General features: G+C 56.3%; 20 protein-coding genes and 2 pseudogenes. 9 read left to right on the forward strand and 13 right to left on the reverse strand.

The annotated features are described in order from the left end of the window. Positions 1 to 735: 735 nt before the first annotated feature. Positions 736 to 1,434: a hypothetical protein gene (locus GYM54_RS20510; RefSeq protein ID WP_197444488.1), complete on the reverse strand. Its 699-nt coding sequence runs from the start codon at positions 1,432 to 1,434 to the stop codon at positions 736 to 738. Positions 1,435 to 1,516: 82 nt separating this feature from the next. Here GYM54_RS20510 and GYM54_RS20515 point away from each other — a divergent pair, with 82 nt between their 5' ends. From GYM54_RS20515 to GYM54_RS22175, 3 genes and pseudogenes are all read left to right on the forward strand, one after another. Continuing rightward, positions 1,517 to 2,689: a cyclic GMP-AMP synthase DncV-like nucleotidyltransferase gene (locus GYM54_RS20515; RefSeq protein ID WP_197444489.1), complete on the forward strand. Its 1,173-nt coding sequence runs from the start codon at positions 1,517 to 1,519 to the stop codon at positions 2,687 to 2,689. A 63-nt stretch (positions 2,690 to 2,752) separates the two neighbouring features. After that, positions 2,753 to 4,357 (forward strand): ThiF family adenylyltransferase, encoded by a 1,605-nt coding sequence (locus tag GYM54_RS20520; protein WP_197444490.1) that lies wholly within the window; start codon positions 2,753 to 2,755, stop codon positions 4,355 to 4,357. After that, a pseudogene (locus tag GYM54_RS22175) lies at positions 4,339 to 4,638 on the forward strand (hypothetical protein); the annotation flags it as partial. The gene GYM54_RS20520 and the pseudogene GYM54_RS22175, both read left to right, overlap by 19 nt. Positions 4,639 to 4,699: 61 nt before the next feature. Here GYM54_RS22175 and GYM54_RS20530 read toward each other — a convergent pair. The 5 genes and pseudogenes from GYM54_RS20530 to GYM54_RS20550 form a co-directional block, all read right to left on the reverse strand. Next, positions 4,700 to 5,428, reverse strand: a pseudogene (locus GYM54_RS20530) (IS5 family transposase); the annotation flags it as partial. A gap of 114 nt (positions 5,429 to 5,542) precedes the next feature. Beyond that, positions 5,543 to 6,580 (reverse strand): hypothetical protein, encoded by a 1,038-nt coding sequence (locus GYM54_RS20535; protein WP_197444491.1) that lies wholly within the window; start codon positions 6,578 to 6,580, stop codon positions 5,543 to 5,545. Between the two features lie 177 nt (positions 6,581 to 6,757). Beyond that, complete coding sequence (umuC, locus tag GYM54_RS20540; protein WP_197444492.1) at positions 6,758 to 8,032, reverse strand: translesion error-prone DNA polymerase V subunit UmuC; 1,275 nt, start codon at positions 8,030 to 8,032, stop codon at positions 6,758 to 6,760. Next, positions 8,029 to 8,469 (reverse strand): LexA family transcriptional regulator, encoded by a 441-nt coding sequence (locus tag GYM54_RS20545; protein ID WP_197444493.1) that lies wholly within the window; start codon positions 8,467 to 8,469, stop codon positions 8,029 to 8,031. Before GYM54_RS20545 ends, umuC begins: the two co-directional genes overlap by 4 nt. An 84-nt stretch (positions 8,470 to 8,553) precedes the next feature. Next, complete coding sequence (locus tag GYM54_RS20550; RefSeq protein ID WP_231752126.1) at positions 8,554 to 9,048, reverse strand: hypothetical protein; 495 nt, start codon at positions 9,046 to 9,048, stop codon at positions 8,554 to 8,556. A gap of 86 nt (positions 9,049 to 9,134) precedes the next feature. Between GYM54_RS20550 and GYM54_RS20555 the strand changes: the two genes are divergently transcribed. Together GYM54_RS20555 and GYM54_RS20560 are read left to right on the forward strand one after the other, a co-directional pair. Next, a complete protein-coding gene (locus tag GYM54_RS20555; protein WP_197444494.1) occupies positions 9,135 to 9,584 on the forward strand; it encodes a hypothetical protein in 450 nt (149 codons plus the stop codon). 73 nt (positions 9,585 to 9,657) lie between these two features. Beyond that, positions 9,658 to 9,864 (forward strand): antitoxin Xre/MbcA/ParS toxin-binding domain-containing protein, encoded by a 207-nt coding sequence (locus GYM54_RS20560; protein ID WP_231752127.1) that lies wholly within the window; start codon positions 9,658 to 9,660, stop codon positions 9,862 to 9,864. Positions 9,865 to 10,088: 224 nt separating this feature from the next. On the opposite strand, the gene GYM54_RS21830 is transcribed toward GYM54_RS20560, so the two are convergent. The 4 genes from GYM54_RS21830 to GYM54_RS20575 all read right to left on the reverse strand — a co-directional run bounded on the left by GYM54_RS21830 (position 10,089) and on the right by GYM54_RS20575 (position 12,107). Then, on the reverse strand, positions 10,089 to 10,217 hold the full coding sequence (locus tag GYM54_RS21830) for a hypothetical protein (RefSeq protein WP_256044860.1): 129 nt from the start codon (positions 10,215 to 10,217) through the stop codon (positions 10,089 to 10,091). Positions 10,218 to 10,287: 70 nt separating this feature from the next. Continuing rightward, a complete protein-coding gene (locus GYM54_RS20565) occupies positions 10,288 to 10,950 on the reverse strand; it encodes a transmembrane anchor protein (RefSeq protein WP_125862887.1) in 663 nt (220 codons plus the stop codon). A 12-nt stretch (positions 10,951 to 10,962) separates the two neighbouring features. Continuing rightward, positions 10,963 to 11,700, reverse strand: coding sequence for a HupE/UreJ family protein (locus tag GYM54_RS20570; RefSeq protein ID WP_125862888.1), 738 nt, complete (start codon positions 11,698 to 11,700; stop codon positions 10,963 to 10,965). 47 nt (positions 11,701 to 11,747) lie between these two features. Further along, on the reverse strand, positions 11,748 to 12,107 hold the full coding sequence (locus GYM54_RS20575) for a hypothetical protein (RefSeq protein ID WP_042924896.1): 360 nt from the start codon (positions 12,105 to 12,107) through the stop codon (positions 11,748 to 11,750). Between the two features lie 118 nt (positions 12,108 to 12,225). Here GYM54_RS20575 and mreA point away from each other — a divergent pair, with 118 nt between their 5' ends. From mreA to GYM54_RS20595, 4 genes are read left to right on the forward strand one after another with little or no spacing between them, the layout of a single operon-like run. After that, positions 12,226 to 12,513, forward strand: coding sequence for a metal-sensing transcriptional repressor MreA (gene mreA / locus GYM54_RS20580; protein WP_042924893.1), 288 nt, complete (start codon positions 12,226 to 12,228; stop codon positions 12,511 to 12,513). 9 nt (positions 12,514 to 12,522) lie between these two features. Continuing rightward, positions 12,523 to 13,656, forward strand: coding sequence for a nickel/cobalt efflux protein RcnA (locus GYM54_RS20585; RefSeq protein WP_042924890.1), 1,134 nt, complete (start codon positions 12,523 to 12,525; stop codon positions 13,654 to 13,656). 3 nt (positions 13,657 to 13,659) lie between these two features. Further along, the gene (locus GYM54_RS20590) at positions 13,660 to 14,100 is read left to right on the forward strand and encodes a YqaA family protein (RefSeq protein WP_042924888.1); all 441 of its coding nucleotides are present in this window, start codon (positions 13,660 to 13,662) and stop codon (positions 14,098 to 14,100) included. Further along, positions 14,088 to 14,813, forward strand: a complete 726-nt coding sequence (locus GYM54_RS20595) for a TraX family protein (RefSeq protein ID WP_081262884.1) — start codon at positions 14,088 to 14,090, stop codon at positions 14,811 to 14,813. Before GYM54_RS20590 ends, GYM54_RS20595 begins: the two co-directional genes overlap by 13 nt. A 36-nt stretch (positions 14,814 to 14,849) precedes the next feature. Here GYM54_RS20595 and GYM54_RS20600 read toward each other — a convergent pair whose 3' ends face one another. The 3 genes from GYM54_RS20600 to GYM54_RS20610 are packed head-to-tail and all read right to left on the reverse strand — an operon-like array spanning position 14,850 to position 17,488. Then, the gene (locus GYM54_RS20600) at positions 14,850 to 15,176 is read right to left on the reverse strand and encodes a rhodanese-like domain-containing protein (protein ID WP_125862889.1); all 327 of its coding nucleotides are present in this window, start codon (positions 15,174 to 15,176) and stop codon (positions 14,850 to 14,852) included. Positions 15,177 to 15,186: 10 nt separating this feature from the next. Further along, entirely contained in the window at positions 15,187 to 16,551 is a 1,365-nt protein-coding gene (chrA, locus tag GYM54_RS20605; protein ID WP_125862890.1) for a chromate efflux transporter, read from the reverse strand. Further along, entirely contained in the window at positions 16,544 to 17,488 is a 945-nt protein-coding gene (locus GYM54_RS20610) for a chromate resistance protein ChrB domain-containing protein (protein ID WP_042924881.1), read from the reverse strand. Before GYM54_RS20610 ends, chrA begins: the two co-directional genes overlap by 8 nt. Positions 17,489 to 18,125 lie beyond the last annotated feature (637 nt).

Below are 18,125 nucleotides of genomic sequence, written 5' to 3' on the forward strand. Positions count from 1 at the left end.
CAAAAGCGGGTGTTTGGTTGGGGGAGGGTGGTGGTGCCCTGCGCCCTGGTGTTCTGTATTAGGTCGGGGTTTAGTCCGGCCTTTTGTGTTGTCTGGTGGGGCTGCCCCTCACCCTAGCCCTCTCCCCGGAGGGGCGAGGGGATGGTCGGGAGTTTGGTCCCGGCCTTTGTGTTGTCTGGTAGGTCGGCCCCTCACCCTAGGCCTCTCCCCAGAGGGGCGAGGGGACTGGATTGGCGGTGGCCTCGGGCTATGCGTTAACTCGGGTGGTGAGTTGGCGGATAGCGCTTCGCGAGCAAGGGCTAGGCGCCCCCCTCGCTCCTACAATGTGATTCCACTTCGCGAATGAGAACGCAGCGTTCCCTCGCATTTGCAATTTCGCCTTTGCTTCTTCAGCTCGGTGTGAGCGCGAAGCTGAGCGAGGCAGCGCTAGGCGTCTGCCAAGTCGGAGCCCCTGAGCGTACGCCTGTACGTGATGGGGGCCGGCTTGGTAGACAACAACGCGCGGTCCGCTCAGATCCGTGCGCCAGCTAACTTCTTATTGACAAAACGCCGATGCCATAATCGTAAACATTTCTGCGCGGCCCGAGTAGTAAGGGGGGTGGCTGTTGAGGAGGGTCATTGATGAACGAAAGCGTATACATTTTGGCATAAACAGGCTCCTTTTCGGCGTGAAAGTATACGGCAGTGCCGCTGAAATTTTTTTTACGTTTTGTCGGCCTTTGCTGACCTGATTCGCTATGTGCGCACGAAGCGCAGTGTTCCTGCGGTGTTGCGGCCATTACGCCAGTTTCGTGCTGTCCAGTAGAAACCAGAAAGAATGAGCTGATCGTCCTTGCGTAGCACTTCCAGTTCGGCTGCTCCTATGTGGTTCGACTCGTCATCTCCCGAGGGTTCAGACAATTGCGACACGTAAACATAGGTAAGACGATGGGGTTCGTCATGAGCCGAAACCCTGGGCTTGCACATCAAACTGTAGGAGCGCGACTCCCCATTTCGCCCTTGGACGGTCATATTCACAGTGATCCGGTTGAGGGTCGCTTTAATACTCATTACCGCTTCAAACTGCTCAAGCTCGACGCTATTAACGTCATTGGGATCAAAAGCATTGAATGTCCGCTCACGTGAGTTAGCAGCATTCTGAAGCGCTTCATGGACAGAAATGTTGGATCGAAGCTGTCCTTTCCAAATGCCGGTCAGGTCAGGGAACAAGCTATCAGAGCATGCTTCTGCTGCTTTCCATATCCAGCGAAACACTGGACGGATGTTGCCTAGAAGGAATATGGCCCCAATGGTAAGACTGGCGACTCTCCAAAGGAGCGAAACGAGCTCCGTCACGTCATCGGGCCTTTCCTGCCAGGTGACACCAAGAAAAACAAGTAGGATCAGTGCCAGTACGCCTATCACAAGGCTTTTCAGGCCGAAAACGGCATACATCTCAACCCCCTATGTTGTGGTAGACATCCGTGATTGGCACACCATATAGTGGTGTCGTCATTGGGTCAACGGAGCGATGTCGATGCCAGCTTTCAACCTGCACAGTCTGTTGGACAGTACGGTTTACGCGACCACCTACCTAGACCGACTGACGCTTTCCAGCGATGAGCGAGACGAGATGCAGAGCGCTCGCACCGAAATACGTGATCGGCTCCGTTCTAAGCTACCCGGCATGCTTCAGAAAGCACTCGGTAGTGAGCAACAGGTGCGCAAGCCGCGTTTCTTCACCCAAGGCTCGTGGGCTTACAAGACCTTGAATTCCCCTTGCCGGGATCCCCAGCAAGCGGATCTCGACGATGGAACCTATCTCCCATTTAGCTATCTTGAAGCGGCCCGTCCGTCTGTTATGAGCAATGTCTTGTTTGCCTGCGTTGAAGAAGTGCTGCAAGGCTTGGCGGATGAAAAGGGTTGGAAACTCATTGACGACAATCCAAATTGCACGCGCCTTGAGATCGCCGGCGACAAGCACATTGATGTGCCGGCCTACAGCATTCCGGATGCTGAGTTCGAAAAGCTTAGGGAGATCCGGTCGATGGCTGTCTGCAAAGCGCTCGACAGCATCTTGGCGAGTGCCCAGCTAGACGAAGACGATAAGTGGGATTTGATGCCTACTCATGGTGTGCTCATGGCCACCAAAGATCGCGGCTGGCGCGATAATGATCCTCGGCCAATTAAGGATTGGGTTGAATCCGAAGTTGCTTTAAAGACCGAGCAGTTACGTCGGGTCATGCGCTACATAAAGGGGTGGCGTGACAATCAGGTATGGAGTGGTGAGGATCCCAAGTCCATTCTCTTGATGGTCGCAGTTGCGAAAGCGCTCGATGTGTCACTACCTCGACGCGATGATTTAGCCTTGCTGAAAGTTGCAAAGGAACTGCCCAAAATTCTCCAAGGCAAGGTCATGAACCCCACGACAATTAACAAACCCATCGAGGAGCAAGAAGATATTGCTGCGCGTTTGGATAAGGATGGCATTCGTGCCGACGTGGTGGCTCGCCTCACTCGTTTAGCACAGCAACTGGACGAGGCAATTTATCGCTCTAGTACTCCGGAGCAAGCATGCAAGCTTCTGCAAGAAGCATTCGGTCATCGTATGCCCTTCGATCCAGGGCGAGTGGTGATTGATACAGTTCAAAGCACTCCTCTAGAGAGGACGAAAGCAGTGTCCCCTGTCGGTATTATGACGGCGGGTTAAACAGTGGAACTGAGTAGGATCCATTCGGCATTAATCGGGTACGGCTACGAGCTTCAGCAAAGTATGCCGTACCCAATATACAAGGGACTTCTTCGCCCGAAGGGCGAAGAAGTCCCCATCCGTATTCATTTTTCGGATGTATCACTTGTTTCTCTTCCATCCATTGAGCTTGTTGAGCGTCCGGTAGGGCTGCCAAAGGTGTGCGCTCACATTAATCCGTATGGATTTTTATGTTACTTGGGGCGTGATCAAGCCTATCTTCCGAGAGGTAATATTGGTGGAGCGGTTGTAGGTTGTCTTGAGTTAGCCCAGCGGCTTCTCGAACGACTTCTCGATGGCGATTCTCTGATAGATACTCGTGATGAATTTTTGGTCTATTGGGGTGGTGGCGATCTACTTCTTGATATTCCCCAATCAAGATCTGAGGGACTGTATGAGCATTGTTCAATAATTACTCTCCCCAAAAATGATGCTCGCGAGGAAATATGGATTTTGGGGAGCGACGAAGAGGCTCTAGTTGCTCGCTACGAGAACTGGGGTGGCCAAGAAGCCTATTCAAACTTGATATTACGGGTCGTGGATTCAGTTTCTTTGCTTGGTGTTTCTGAAGAGTGGCCGCCCACTAATCTCCAACAATTATCTACGTGGTTAAAGGTTGCAGATTATAAAGCCCATGGTGGACTAATGTCTGTGCTGAAAGATGCATACAGGCTTCGCCAAAATCTTGTTCTTCTTTTGGTTCGGGCACCTAATTGCTCTTGCGCAGTTCTTCTTAATCTTTCTGTTGTGAATAAAATCGTTAAGGCTAGGACTCCAGATCAGTTTATGCGTTCTGTTCTCCGGAGCTACCCTAGAAATGTAAAGGTTAGCCGGCTAAGTCCGATTCCGATTGACGCGGAGTCGTGGTTGTCGCGCAATCTTATGGAGGGATATAAAAGTCTTGCAGGAAAAAATATTGCTTTAGTTGGTTGTGGTGCGATTGGTGGATATTTGTCAGATTTACTTGTGAAATCTGGTGCTGGTTTTTTAGGTGGTTCGTTAATACTTATTGATGATGATGATTTGTCTATGGGTAATTTGGGGCGTCACTTTCTTGGCTTTGAATATATTGGCCAGGACAAGGCTTCCGCTCTTAGTTTAGAGTTACGTAACAAATACCCGGAGGTGAAGTTGCACGCATACAGCGATAGAGTGAAAAATCTGAGTGTTTTTTCAGAGGTGGACTTGGTCGTCGATGCAACTGGTAGTGAGGCATTTTCTCAGTATTTAGGCGAGAATTTTATTTCCGGAAATCTTCCTCCAATAGTATTTTCATGGGTTGTCGGAGCGGGCTGTGGTGCTCAAGCCTATTTATTGCATGAACGCGAACAAGCCTGCGTAAGTTGCTTGGAGCATACTAAACCAGGCGGCCAGCTTTCGGTTATGCGGCGAGAGTATGAGATGAAAGTGAAGAATGCAGGTGCATGCGGAGATTGGCTTGTTCCATTCTCCGCGCCTGCTGCACTGCATGCGGCAGCTCTAGCTGCTGAAATCGCCCTTGATTGGTCAAGTGGAATATTCAAGCCTACTTTACGAAGTATTACTTTGGACTATGCAAATGGAAAACAGGTGAAGCCGATTTCGCCTAGACAGAGAGCAAACTGCGAAGTATGCAGCCGCTCGCACTGATTGATCCGGGGTCGGGGCGGCTTGTAGTAGTGAGCGCTTTGGTGATTGAGCTTGTTGCTCGGTATAAGCAGCTGAAAGCGGGTGACCCGGAGTCTGGCGGGATTCTGATTGGTCTGCGAAGAGGGGAGCATTTCGAGATTACTGCTGCCACGATGCCCCAAGTAGACGATAAGAGAACTAGATTCAGATTCGAGCGTGTCGAGCGTGGGCATGCTGAAGCGCTCAAGAAGCGTTGGGCTGTGAGTATGGGTGCCGAAAATTATTTAGGGGAATGGCATACCCATCCAGAGGATCACCCATCCCCATCATCGATTGATGTGAGCGAGTGGCAACGAGCCGTCGTCGACGCGCCGCGACCTGCCAGATCACTTCGCGGCCCGCATGTTCTGAGCGCTTTTCGACCCCGGTGTAACCGGCATCGGCGCAGACGACGTTCTCCACGCCATGCAGCAGTTTGTCGACCTGGGTGACATCCGCCACGTTGGCCGCCGTGCCAACCACGCTATGCACCAGCCCCGACTCGTCATCCACACCGATGTGGGCCTTCATGCCGAAGTAGTACTGGTTACCCTTCTTGGTCTGGTGCATCTCCGGGTCGCGCTTACCGTCCTTGTTCTTGGTCGAACTGGGTGCATGGATCAACGTAGCATCGACGATAGTGCCCTGACGCAGCGACAGACCGCGGTCACCGAGATAGCCATTGATGACGGCCAGGATACCGGCAGCCAGTTCGTGTTTCTCCAGCAGGCGACGGAAGTTGAGGATGGTGGTTTCGTCGGGAATGCGCTCCAGGCTCAGCCCGGCGAACTGACGCAGGATGGTCGTCTCGTAGAGCGCTTCTTCCATGGCCGGGTCGCTGTAGCCGAACCAGTTCTGCATCAAATGTACGCGCAGCATCGCCATCAGCGGATACGCCGGACGACCACCTTCACCCTTGGGGTAATGCGGCTCGATCAAGGCAATCAAACCCTTCCACGGCACCACCTGATCCATCTCGATCAGGAACAGCTCTTTACGGGTCTGTTTGCGCTTGCCGGCGTACTCGGCGTCGGCGAAGGTCATCTGCTTCATCGGAAAACTCGGCGGGTGGAGTCCGGACATTTTGCCAAAATTAGGAAGTCTTCTTCAGAGTTTCCTTAGTGCTTCGCTGTTTGCAGTGCTAAGCCAGGTCGCTCCACGGCAGAGTCAATCCTCACGCATGAATTTCTCATAAGAGTGAGCGTGATAGGAACACAGCCCACCATTGTGCTGGTCTTCTTGCCCCAGACGCTCCTCACACATCTCGCATTCCGTGTATTCGAGTTCAGCGGCACACCACAGGCAGGACTGCTCATAGATGAGGAACGCTCCACGGCCACACTGATTGCAGCCCTCAAGGCTGGCCTCGCCTCCGTCACGCGGGTCGTAACTATGGGCGTTCTCCAGCGCGACGACCATGAGCGGGGCAACCAAGTCTGTGTATCCACAGGCGATACAGATAGCCTTAAAGCGGTCATCGTTGCGTTTAACAGTATCACCTGCGTCCAGACTTTCTTGCGCAGGCGCTAATAAAGTTGAACCGCATTCCGGGCACTTAGACTCCTTCAGCCAAGGCTCCATTCCTTCAGGCACGTAGGCCTCAGACCAAGCCTCTTCGCATCGTTTTGTGGTGTCTACAAAGAAGTTGTGATGCAACAGCATGAGCTGCCAAGCGTCCCCGAGGATAGCTGCTGGTGACTCCTCCAGCTCCGTCTGAATGAAATCCCGTAACACCGGGAACAGCTCCGCCACGAATTCGGCTACCTCACCTAGCGTGTGAGCGGGATGGAGATGCTCAAGATGGTTGCGGCACGCCTGCAGTTTTTCGATCACATCCCAATCAACATCTATCTCAAAAGCTTCAAAACGCTTTTGGATCGTTCCCACATCGATTGTGGTGGGCCTGAACTTGCCCACCGGCACCCATGCGATACCCCCTTCCCCATCTGAATGAGGCAAAACCTCCGGTGGATTGAAGATTAGCGCCGCAGCATTAGCGGGGTCATCGACACACGTAGCGATTTTGTACTTGAATAGGAGCAGTACGCCTGCGAAGAGGTTTCGAATTGCCGAGAGCGCCCGCGCTGGATCGCCCGCTGGATGTCTGCAGCGCTCGAAGTCCTCAACGCCTAACCGAATAGAGGTAAGCGCGTTCTCCCGAAGCTTCGCGGCATCAAGCCTCGGCATCGGGCGTTGGGTAGCCATATGTTGATTTCCCTTCACGGCCTCAGATAACTCAGCAGATATTAGCTGACTGCATCTGTGAACGGCACGCACTTCCCAGAGCCAGCTTAGTCTCGGGGCGACGCCTACAAGAAAGGGGGGTTGTCAGCATTTACCAACGTCCTTCCTTAGCCGCAAGAAGACGCCTCCATTCAAAGACTATCCTCGCACGCCAATAATTTCATCCCAGCGCGTCGTGTACCGTTGACTCAACATCTCCCGACGGATAGCCCAAACCGGTGTCGCAGGCACTCGGCCAATACGCACAGTGTCTCTTCCTTCTCTGCGGTTGATTTGGTCAATAACTGCCATCAGCCGCTCGGCACCATGGCGTGGTTTGGGTGCAAATAGATCCGGTGTCAGCTCGCCGCGCTGACTTAAATTCATGAGCAAGATGGAACACTTCGAGAAAGGGTAGCCATGGCGGTAGATTCGCCCAAGGCCGTATTGGGCCATAGCCAAAATTTCGCGAGTGTCATCTGTTGGAGAGGGTAAGGCTAAGGTGATGGCATCGGCGTAACGTGGCCCATTGCGATCAGCCAGCTGGGTCTGGAGTCCGACCTGGATAGTGCTGCACAGCGAGTTCTGGCCGCGCAGCTTTTCGGCTGCTCGAGCCACGTAGGCAGCTAGTGCTTCCCGAATCGGCGGCAGGTCTGTCTGACGCGCTCCAAACATCTTGCTCGAGCAGATGGCTTCCTTGGGAGGGGGGCCGTCATTGAAGCCAATACAGCTCACACCACGCAGCTCACGCGCCGTGCGCTCCATGGTCACGCCGAAAGTCTTTCGCAATGTACCGATATCGAACTGAGCCAGTTCCCAAGCGGTAGAAATGTTCAGAGCTGCTAGCTTGGCAGCCGAGCGGTGCCCCACGCCCCACACCTCCGACACAGGAGCCAACCGAAGCAATTTCTCTTGGCGGATAGGGTCGGTCAGGTCAAGTACACCGCCAGTTGCCTTCCATTTCTTCGCTGCCCAATTCGCGAGCTTGGCCAGCGTCTTGGTGGTGCTGATGCCTACTCCGACCGGCATCCCAATTTCATGGGCTAGACGGTTGCGAATGCCTCGGCCCAGCTCAGCCGGGTCGGCAACTCCGGTCATGTCGCCCCAAGCCTCATCAATGGAATAAACCTCAATGCCTGGCAGCATCTCAGCCATTACACGCATCACCCGATTGCTGATGTCTGCATAGAGGGTGTAGTTGCTGGAGCGCGCCACCACTCCTTGTCGGCGCATCTGCTCGCGCACTTGGTAGTAGGGCGCCCCCATGGCGATACCAAGCCCCTTGGCCTCGGCTGAGCGAGCAATTACGCAGCCGTCATTGTTGGATAGCACTACGACCGGCTTACGTTTGAGCTCCGGCTGACAGATGCGCTCACAGCTGCAGTAAAACGAGTTGCAATCTATAAGCGCGAATACTTTCGGCGGTATGCTCATGTCGCCACACGACTTACCACCCAGGTGACGACACCCCAAACTTCGATGATCTCATCGCCGTCCAGTTGTACGCCCGGTACGGTGGGGTCAGCTGCTTTCAGCCAGCGGCCCCCCAACAAGTCACGCTGAACCAGGCGCACGCGGTAGTCTCCCGCAAGGTCAACCACCACCAGCCTTTCGTCCAGGTGAGTGGCCGCACGGTTCACGATCAGCCGATCACCACGGAATATGCCGAAGCCGACCAAACTATCGTCCAAGACTTGCACAGCCCAAACGTGAGGCGCCCCCAAGCCAGTGAGAAGGTCGAGAGAAAGCCCGTCGTCCTTCTCATCCTCGGCGGGTGACTGAAAGCCAGTAATACGCAGGCCGTTGGCCACATCGGTGAGAAGACGCTCCCGCAGGCGTTCGCACCGGGCCAGTATCGAAAGAGATGACATCGCAACATCCAAGGAATACTGTATATGCAAACAGTATTCGCGAACCGTTGAGAGAGGTCAATCAGGGTGGACAAGCGGCCGGATCTACAACGGATCTCCGCTTAGCACAGCGGCACCTATGTCGCCTTCGCAGCCCGCTTCCGCGCTGGGACTCCATTCCAAACGAGCCTGCTGAGCAACCAGATCAACGATCAGTCTCCGATCTAAACACTCCATCGCTTGCCCAGCCACCGCAAGCATTTCGGTCTCTGTCCAGTTTTGCACCACGTAGTCGAATACCTGCGCTTCGAGATCCTCTCCCTCGGTGTGATGCAAGATCGAGGCATAGGCTTCTACGCAGCGGGAGCTGGCTGTATCACAACGGATCTCTACTGCGTTGATACCTGGTGCTTGGTATCCCTTCGTAGTTTCCCAGCCGCCCCAAATCAGTAGGTTCCCGTTTTGATGCTCAACCTTCAGCGGGGGGCGTGTGACGGAGTGAGAGGATTCGGCAGTTTTCGGAGCTGCGTGCCAGAGCGTGGCGGAAACAGAGAGCAGTGAGGAGGCGAGGGCAATCGCGATGTATGGGAGATACCGCATCTTCGAACTCCATTCGAGAGGGGAATGCCTTCCTGGCGAGCAGAGTCTAGAACATAAGGCAGCGTAAGCAGTGTGAGGTAACAAGCATGTGCGGAGGCGTAGAGGCCCGTGAGGCCGATAAGGTCTGGAAGATCTATTTTCCCAATCCCAAAGCAGCCATTCCGGTGCTGCTTGAGGAAAGCGGCCAGCTCGATTGGATTCCTTGGGGCAGGAGGAAGGAGGAGCCAGGAAACGGCCCTCAGGGCGGCTGGGCAAGGCTCAGCACCGTGCAGTCTGGCGGCTGGGAGAAATACAGGCCCCGCCGTGGGTTCGGCATGGTTCAGAGGTATATGGAGAAGGAAGGTCGGCCAGGCGAGAAGAAACGGACATCGCACTGGTTCGATGTCCCAAAGGGCTTTGCGCTAGAGTGCCTGGTCATTGGCGAAGGGGAGCAGCGGAGGGTATATGTCGTGACTACGACGCCACCTGCCGAATATGAGTGGATCCATGATCGATGGCCGCTGCTGACGGTGCTGAGCGATGTTAGTTTCAGCTGAGTTGTGCTACCTCGTTAGCTATCGTTTGCGCTGCATTGTCTGATGGAAATGCTGGGATCTTAAGGCGGGATTCATGATGGTTAGATCAGCGCTAGAGATCGAGCTCAGAAAGGCAGCAACAGATCTATTTGCCGGTGATGAGCAAAGCGCTGTCGAGTGGCTGAACAAACCTGCCAAGGCGCTTAATGGCCGCAAGCCCGTCGATATGACAGGAAGCGATGCTGAGCTTCGCTTAGCCCTGGATCTGATAGGGCGTCTACAGCATGGCGTTTTTACGTGAGGAAAAGGCTAGGCCCTGGCGAGATTGCCTCGAATAGGCGTATGCCCCAGCTACTCAGGCTAGCGAAGTTTAGCCGTTAGCAACAACGCCCACATTAGGCTGCCATCGGCCAAAAGCAGTCACACCTAAAGTGCATGATGTAGCGGTAGCCGAGAAGAAGAGGCATTTGCTGATTGTCACGAACAAGTAGGCTCCTCGCTCGTGACAACACAGCGTTTCAGATCTTAGTCGTGAGCGTGACCGTGGCTTTCGACTTCGGACTGGGTTTCCGGCTCGCCGCCGCCACAGGCCGACAGCAGACCAAGCAGACAAACCAACAGCAGGGAGCGACTCAGGGTAGTTGTGCTTTTCATCATGTAATCCTTTCTGTTTCGATCATGAAAGTAGAAGCCCCTGTGCCGGCTGACGCAGGGGCTATGTGCCTCAGATAACGCGTTTGACGCTCAGGTACTCGCCCTTGGTCTTCAGCGTGATGGTCACGTCCTGGTTGCTGCGGTTGCGCCAGAACCAACCGTGTGTGCCGTCGAAAATGGCGGTGAACTCGCCTTTGTCACCCTTGATCTGCTTGGCTTTGCTGTAGCTGTGGTAGTAGCCCTTGGGGCCGTTGTAAGGCTCGCCATGAGTGTCGTGGTTGACCGGTACGCCATTGGTTGCCCACTCGTAGCTGACCGTGGCCTTGTTCAGCATCTCCAGCTTGATTTCACTGGCCTCACCTGGCTTCAGGGTGACGGTTATCTCGTCAGACTTCAGGGCTGGCTGTGGCTCTGCGGCTGGTTCAGCCACAGGCACTGCCGCGACTTGCTCTTGAACTACCGGCTGAACAGGCACGGGGGCTTGCACAACGGGGGATGCAGCGGGTTGAACCGCTGCATCCGCAGCCGCTTCTTCGGCCAGGGTTTTCTTCATTTCGCCCATCTGGGTCAGGCCGAGTAAGCGGCCAACGCCCGTTGGGTCGATGGCGTACTCCGAAGGCATCACTACAGTGACCAGTAAGGCTGCGGCAACGCCCACGGCGATCACAGTGGAGCGCAACAGTTGGCGGCTGGTAGGCAATTCGCTTTGGGTCGGAAGCTTGGTATTGAACATGCTGAGAATTCCTTACTGAGAGGCGATCAGGCCGGTGAGCTGGTAACCCATCAAGAGGAAACCGGCGCTCATCATGGCGACGTTTGCGGTATATGCATGGCGCCAGAAGCTGGCGGTGCGTCGCCAGTAGCCCATGACAATCAGGATGGCGCTCAGGGCCAGGAGCTGGCCGATTTCGACGCCGACGTTGAAGGCGATCAGGTTGGTGATCAGGCCATCTGCCGAGATCTCGTATTCCTGAATCTTGGTCGCCAGACCAAAGCCATGCAGCAGGCCGAAAATCAGCGTGGCCGCTTTGGTGTTCGGCTGATGGCCGAACCAGCGCTGGAATGCGCCCAGGTTATCCAGCGCCTTGTACACCACCGAGAAACCGATGATGGCGTCGATCACAAAGGAGCTGATGCTGATTTCTGCCAGCACACCGAACAACAGCGTAACTGTGTGGCCCACGGCGAACAGGGTGACGTAGAGCCCAACATCCTTCAGGCGGTAGAGGAAGAAGATCACTCCGAAGAGGAACAGCAGGTGGTCGTAGCCGGTGATCATGTGCTTAGCGCCCATGTAGATAAACGGCAGCACCATCACCCCGGAGCTTTCCTGAATAAAGCCCTTGTCGCCCTCGGCAACGGCGTGGGCCAGCGCCTCAGGCATGCCTAGAAACAGCAATGCCATGAAAAGCAGCAACAGTAGTAACGAGCGATTCGGACGCACGACAGATGAGTCCATTGCGCCCATAGATAGCGAATGCATGGTTGAGTCCTAAATTAAAGGGGGCTTGGGCCGCACAGCGGCCTGTGTCAGAGCACGAATGTGGCGCGCGGTGGCCGCTCGATCAGGAAGATCGGGCTTGGAGGAATGGAGTAGCGAGGGGCGAGTATCGGCTGCGCACGTTCTGGCAGCGTGCTTATTCTCAGCAGCGCGGTCAGATGCGGTGTTTCATGCAAGTGGTCGGCTGTCAGCGGCGAGTGGCAGTGATCCCCGTACGCAGCACAGGCCTGCGTCTCATCACCATGCGCATGCGAATGAGCACTGTCATTTCCACTCAAGGAAGGCTGGCTCGATCCCATAAACAGCGCAGAGGTATGCCCGGCCCAAGCCAGCAATATGGCGAGAGCAAGGGCAAAAATCACCTTGGTGCTAATGGGATTGCTGAGCATGTTGTGGTTCTTTCGATGCCTAAGCGAGTGGCTTTTATGGAGAGGTAGCCGGTTTGACCATATCCCCCCCAGGGGGATAGCATGAGAGCGTAATTCATCGACGCACGAGACTCAAGGCATGAGCGATCACGAACACGGCCACCAGCACCAAAGTCATGGCGACATCATCAAAAGGTTGAAGCGTGCGGAGGGCCACCTGCGCAGCATCGTCACCATGATTGAAGACAGCCGGGCCTGCGTCGACATTGCTCAGCAGCTACATGCCGTGGAAAAAGCCGTCTGCCAGGCCAAGCGTGTGCTTATCCAAGACCATATCGACCACTGTCTGGAACATACAGTCGAAGCACTTGCGGTAGGCGAGCGCGCTTCACTCGAAGACTTCAAGCAAATCACCAAGTACCTCTAGGCCCCTCCCATGTCGAGTTTCGCCGAATTGCTGCAACAGGGGGGCTCGCAGGCCTGGCTGTACTTCCCCAGCGCCATTCTGCTGGGTGCTTTGCACGGCTTGGAGCCTGGGCACTCGAAGACCATGATGGCGGCGTTTATCGTGGCCATTCGTGGCACGGTGAAGCAGGCCATTCTGCTAGGCCTTGCCGCAACGCTTTCGCACACCGCCGTAGTCTGGCTGGTGGCCATGGGCGGCATGTACCTGGGGCAGAATTTGGATGCCGAAACTACCGAGCCTTATTTCCAGCTAGCGTCCGCCGTAATCATTATCACCATCGCCCTGTGGATGCTCTGGCGCACCTGGCGTGGCGAGCAGATGTGGCGCTTCGAGGAAGGTGATGAGCATCAACACGACCATCACCACCACGATGAAACGCAGCGTATCGACACAGGGCACGGGCGTATCGAGCTGTCGATCTTCGAAGAAGGCGCCCCTCCGCGCTGGCGGCTGAAGACCTTGAGTGGTCATGCCTGGCCGGCTGCTGAAGTAAGCTTGCTGACGACTCGCCCCGATGGCCTGGCCCAGCAGTTTCGCTTCGTCGACCGGTGTGACTACCTAGAGTCACTGGACGATATTCCCGAGCCCCATGAGTTCACTGCGCGCCTGAGCCTCGGCCATGCTGATCACTCCCACGACTATGACCTGGAGTTCCGCGAGCAAAGCCACCGTCATGAGCATGATCATTCCGAGCTGGAGGGGCTAGAGCTGTCGCTGGAGGGCTACCAGGATGCCCATGAGCGAGCGCATGCCAACGACATCCGTAAACGCTTCAGCAATCGCAATGTCACCACCGGCCAGATCATCCTGTTCGGTCTGACTGGCGGACTGATTCCCTGCCCGGCAGCGATCACCGTGCTGCTGCTCTGCCTGCAAGTGAAAGAAGTCACCCTGGGTGCCGTCCTGGTGCTGTGTTTCAGCATCGGTCTGGCTATAACTCTGGTTACCGTTGGTGCAGCCGCTGCTATCGGCGCACGCCAGGCATCCAATCGTTGGCCCTGGCTGGGTGCTGTGGCCCGTCGCGCTCCTTACCTGTCCAGCCTACTGATCATTGGTGTGGGGGTTTACGTCGGCTTCCACGGCTGGATCGGCCTGAACGCCTAGCCGATGTGGGAGTTATCCGGTTATTTCGGCCTGTTCCTCGCTGCCTTCGGTGCTGCCACGTTGCTACCCATGCAGTCGGAGGCGGTGCTGGTCGGGTTGCTGCTGACTGACCGCTATGCGGTCTGGGCGCTGCTGGCGGTCGCCACCACGGGTAATGTACTGGGCTCGGTACTGAACTGGCTGCTGGGTCGCTCTATCGAGCGCTACAGACACAAGCGCTGGTTTCCCGTCAGCGAGGGCAAACTGGAAAAGGCTCAGCAGGCTTATCACCGCTTCGGTCGCTGGTCACTGCTGCTCAGTTGGGTGCCGATCATTGGTGATCCACTCACAGTCGTCGCGGGTGTCATGCGAGAACCCTTCTGGAGCTTTCTGTTGATCGTGATGCTGGCTAAGACCACTCGCTATCTGGCACTAGCTGCCATGACGCTTGGGTGGTTTGGGTGAGCCTGCAGAAGCGCGACACCAACCTGGATCTGATCAAGTGGCTGGCGATGCTGACCATGCTGCTGGATCACCTGCGCTACATCTGGCCTGACAACGGATGGTTGTTCATCGTTGGGCGCTTAGCCTTTCCAATGTTCTGCCTGGGGATCGCCGCCAATGTCGCGCGCTCGCAAACAGGTGAGCTGTATTCCGATAACAACGTTCGCTACATGTGCTGGATGACTGCGTTTGCAGTGATCTCGGAGTTGCCCTATCGCCTGCTTTCTAACGACAGCAGCACGCTCAACGTTATGCCTTCGCTGCTGTTGGGCCTGCTTATCACCTGGGGAGCACATCACCGTGGTCGCGACGGTTTGATCCTGGCTCTGGCCGGCGTGACTGTCGCGGTGCTGATGCAAGAGCGCCTGATGTACGGCGTTTTCGGCGCACTGCTGCCGGCAGCGTTGCTGCTGGCCATTCAGCGCCCAGGGCTTGTGTGGCTATTGCCTGCCGCACTGTGCGTACTGGCCAATAGTCGCAACCGCTGGCTCGCCGAGTGGGAATTGCAGCCCTATACCTTGCTGATCGTGATCACTGCGTTTGTCGCACCCTTGCTTGGGTTGTGGCTGCTGCGCCGACTGCGCCAGTTCAGGGTCTGGCCGGTCAAGCGCTGGGGTTATTGGTTCTACCCCGGGCATCTGGCCGTACTACACATGATCCGCTCGCTCGGCTAGTGCCAGCGACTATCGCGTCATATCGGCGGAGATCCACTACCTCGATATGCTACGGGTGGGCCGGCCAGCGCCGTACCAGCCAGCAAAGCCATCGATCAAGAAGCGAGCATCCAGGCCCATGGCCTCCAATGTGGCGGCGATGCCCTGGCTGATTTCATGCCCCTTGGCGCAATAGACAATCACTGGCCTGTCCCGTGAAACCTGATCTTTCCAGGTGAAGACAGCCTCGGGATCACGCCAGTGTGCGTCGGGAATTTCTTCGGCATCGGCAAGCCGCACGCTCGTACGGCGCACATCCAGCAAAGTGAACGCCCGATCTGCTGCCTGCCATTCCGCCAGTTCGCATATCGAGATTCTGCTCATCTTCTACCTCTCAGTTTTGCAGCAGGTGTACCACCAGTCCGGCCAAAGCACAGGCCATCAGCACTTGGATGACACCGCGTTTAAAGTGAAACAAGGCTACCGCTGCCGCCAGGGCAATTAGCGCCGAAGGCCAGTCGAAAGCCCCCTCGAAGCCTTGCGGCCAGAGCACGTGATAACCAAAGAACAGCGCCAGATTGAGGATTACCCCGACCACGGCGGCGGTGATGGCCGTCAGCGGCGCGGTGAACTTCAGTTCGTTGTGGGTCGATTCCACCAGCGGGCCGCCCGCAAGAATGAACAGGAAGGACGGCAGGAAGGTGAACCAGGTGACCAGGCTGGCGGCCACGACACCGGCCAAGAAGGCCTGATCGGCACCGAATACCTGCTGCACGTAGCCACCGACAAAACCGACGAAGGCCACCACCATGATCAGTGGCCCTGGCGTAGTTTCACCCAGAGCCAGACCGTCGATCATCTGTGTCGGGGTCAGCCAGCCGTAGTGGCCGACTGCACCCTGGTAGACATAGGGTAGTACCGCATAGGCACCGCCGAAGGTCAGCAGTGCGGCCTTGGTGAAGAACCAGCCCATCTGCGTCAGCGTGCCTTCCCAGCCGAATAGAGCGGTCAACAGCCCCATGGGCAACGCCCACAGCGTTGCACCTATCGCTGCCAGCAAGAGCAGTCGTGGCCAGCGGAAGCGCGCATGTTCCGGTGTCGGGGTTTCATCATCAATCAGCGCTGGGCCGTAAGACTGCTTGGCCGCGCCATGACCACCGCCGATGCTGAACTTCTCTGGGACGAAACGCCCACCGAAATAACCGATCACTGCGGCGACCAGCACGATCAGCGGGAACGGCAGGTTGAGGGCGAATATCGCCACAAACGAGGCGGCAGCTATCGCCCACAGCCAGTTGTTCTTCAGGGCACGGGAGCCGATGCGATGAGCGGCCTGCACCACGATGGCGGTCACGGCGGGCTTGATCCCATAGAACAGTCCGGCCACCACCGGCACATCACCGAAAGCGATATAGACCCACGACAGCGCGATCAGGATAAACAGCGAGGGCAGCACAAACAGCACCCCGGCAATCACACCACCCCAGGTGCGGTGCATCAGCCAGCCGATATAGGTGGCCAGTTGCTGGGCCTCCGGGCCGGGCAGCAGCATGCAGTAGTTCAGCGCATGCAGAAAACGCCGCTCAGAGATCCAGCGCCGACGCTCCACCAGCTCCTGGTGCATGATCGAGATCTGTCCGGCTGGGCCGCCGAAACTGATGAAACCGAGCTTGAGCCAGAACAGAAAAGCCTGGAACAAACTGACAGGCTCGGCACGTGGCAGATCCTGCTCTACAGGCGGCAGTGTGGTTTCATTCATCAGGGGTCTCTTCTTTCACAAATGCCGCCAGCAACCCATCGAAGATGGCGCAAGCAGCCGTTAGCAACTGGTCGTCATTGAGGATGGTTTCGCGCAGCCCGGCCAATACACGCTCGATGCCAACAGCCTCAGCGGGTTGAACGCCACCGACATCCAGGTAATGCACCAGAGCCGCGATGCGGCTTAGGCCTGGCTCGACCAGTGCAAAGCTGGCTTGCAGGGTTTCGAAGGTGACGCGACTGCCGACATGGCTAAAGGTCGCACCGTCGAAATCGAAGCCCAGCGCGTCAGCAGGGCAATCATTCGGTGTGTCCAACCAGAGAATGCGGGCTCTCGGATCGATGCAGCGCCGAATCAGCCAGGCACTGGCCAGGCGGTCGACCCAGGGCCGCTTGCGCGTAGCCCAGAGGCGGCCCTGGTAGTCGCGGCGATCCAGCTGTTCGATAGGCTGATCCTGACTGCTCGGCTCATCCCGCGAAAGTGCCCGACTGATGGCCGTTTCAAGTGTTTTGAGGGCCGTGTCGGTCTGTTTCCGCGCTGCCGCAGGGAAGAAGTCGATGGCCGCAAGCTGCGCAAATGCCTTGCGCAGCTTGCGTACCTGCTTGGTGCTAGTGAGGGCGTTATCCGAAGTCAGTTGAGCCTGGCACGCCTCGATCTCGACGCGCAGCTTGGCGTAGTCCTCGCTACGGTCGAACAACTCGATAAAGCGCTCGCCTTGCGGATCATTGATGGGCAACAGAAAGGCCGTGCCATTGCTACCCAGCACGTCGCGCTCAACAGCTTCCAACGCTTCCCGGCAGGCGGGAGTATCAGGCAGCAAATAGACACCATCGCGCAGTACCGCTGCGCCACTGCTCTTGAGGGCACGCCAGGCACGCATCCGCTCTGTGGCGTTAGCGGTCGGCAAGGCGATGATCAGAGATAGCCAACTATTCATGTAGAGTAGAATACCTATTAGGTAGTAATCTTTACTCTATTCTTGCTCTGGGTGATTGTGAAGCACTAAATAGTTGGCCGATGATTGCCCGTTACGACTGGTCGCTTTTGGCCGATAGCTGCCGCTCTCGATCGCAGCTATCAATCCAATGCTGCTGGTCGCATCAGGCAAACCGGCCCTGAGCGATCCAAAGGAGGCCCACGCCTGAACCGTTTACGATTGCCTGCCTTAGCTAGCAGTGCACTATGTTCACAGGGCAGCCAGGCATCGCTTTCGTGCCGGTTCGTTGGGTCACTCCGGTCTTTCTGGTGATTCAATGTTCTCGCTTGGCGGGCCCATTGCAGCTGCACCAAAGGATCAGGGGCGTATGAAAGTTGTGCTGCGCTACGCGGCGGGGCTTGAACAGGAAATTTCCATTTCAATTCCCTATTTCGCGCCTTGGCCGTTCCCGATACTGGCCCCGCACGCTAATCCCTGCGGGCATCATCAAAAAGGAGAGGGCCATGAGCCAGAAAAGCGACCAAGACAACCACGCTAACCAGCTGAACCCGAACAATGACGCCTACTGGGAGTCCCGAGGGTACGATGATCGCCCTGAGGATTGGGATGATCGAATCTGAGCAATCGGAATTGAAGG

Origin of the sequence: Pseudomonas sp. MTM4 (assembly GCF_019355055.1) — a bacterium.
Lineage (GTDB): Bacteria > Pseudomonadota > Gammaproteobacteria > Pseudomonadales > Pseudomonadaceae > Stutzerimonas.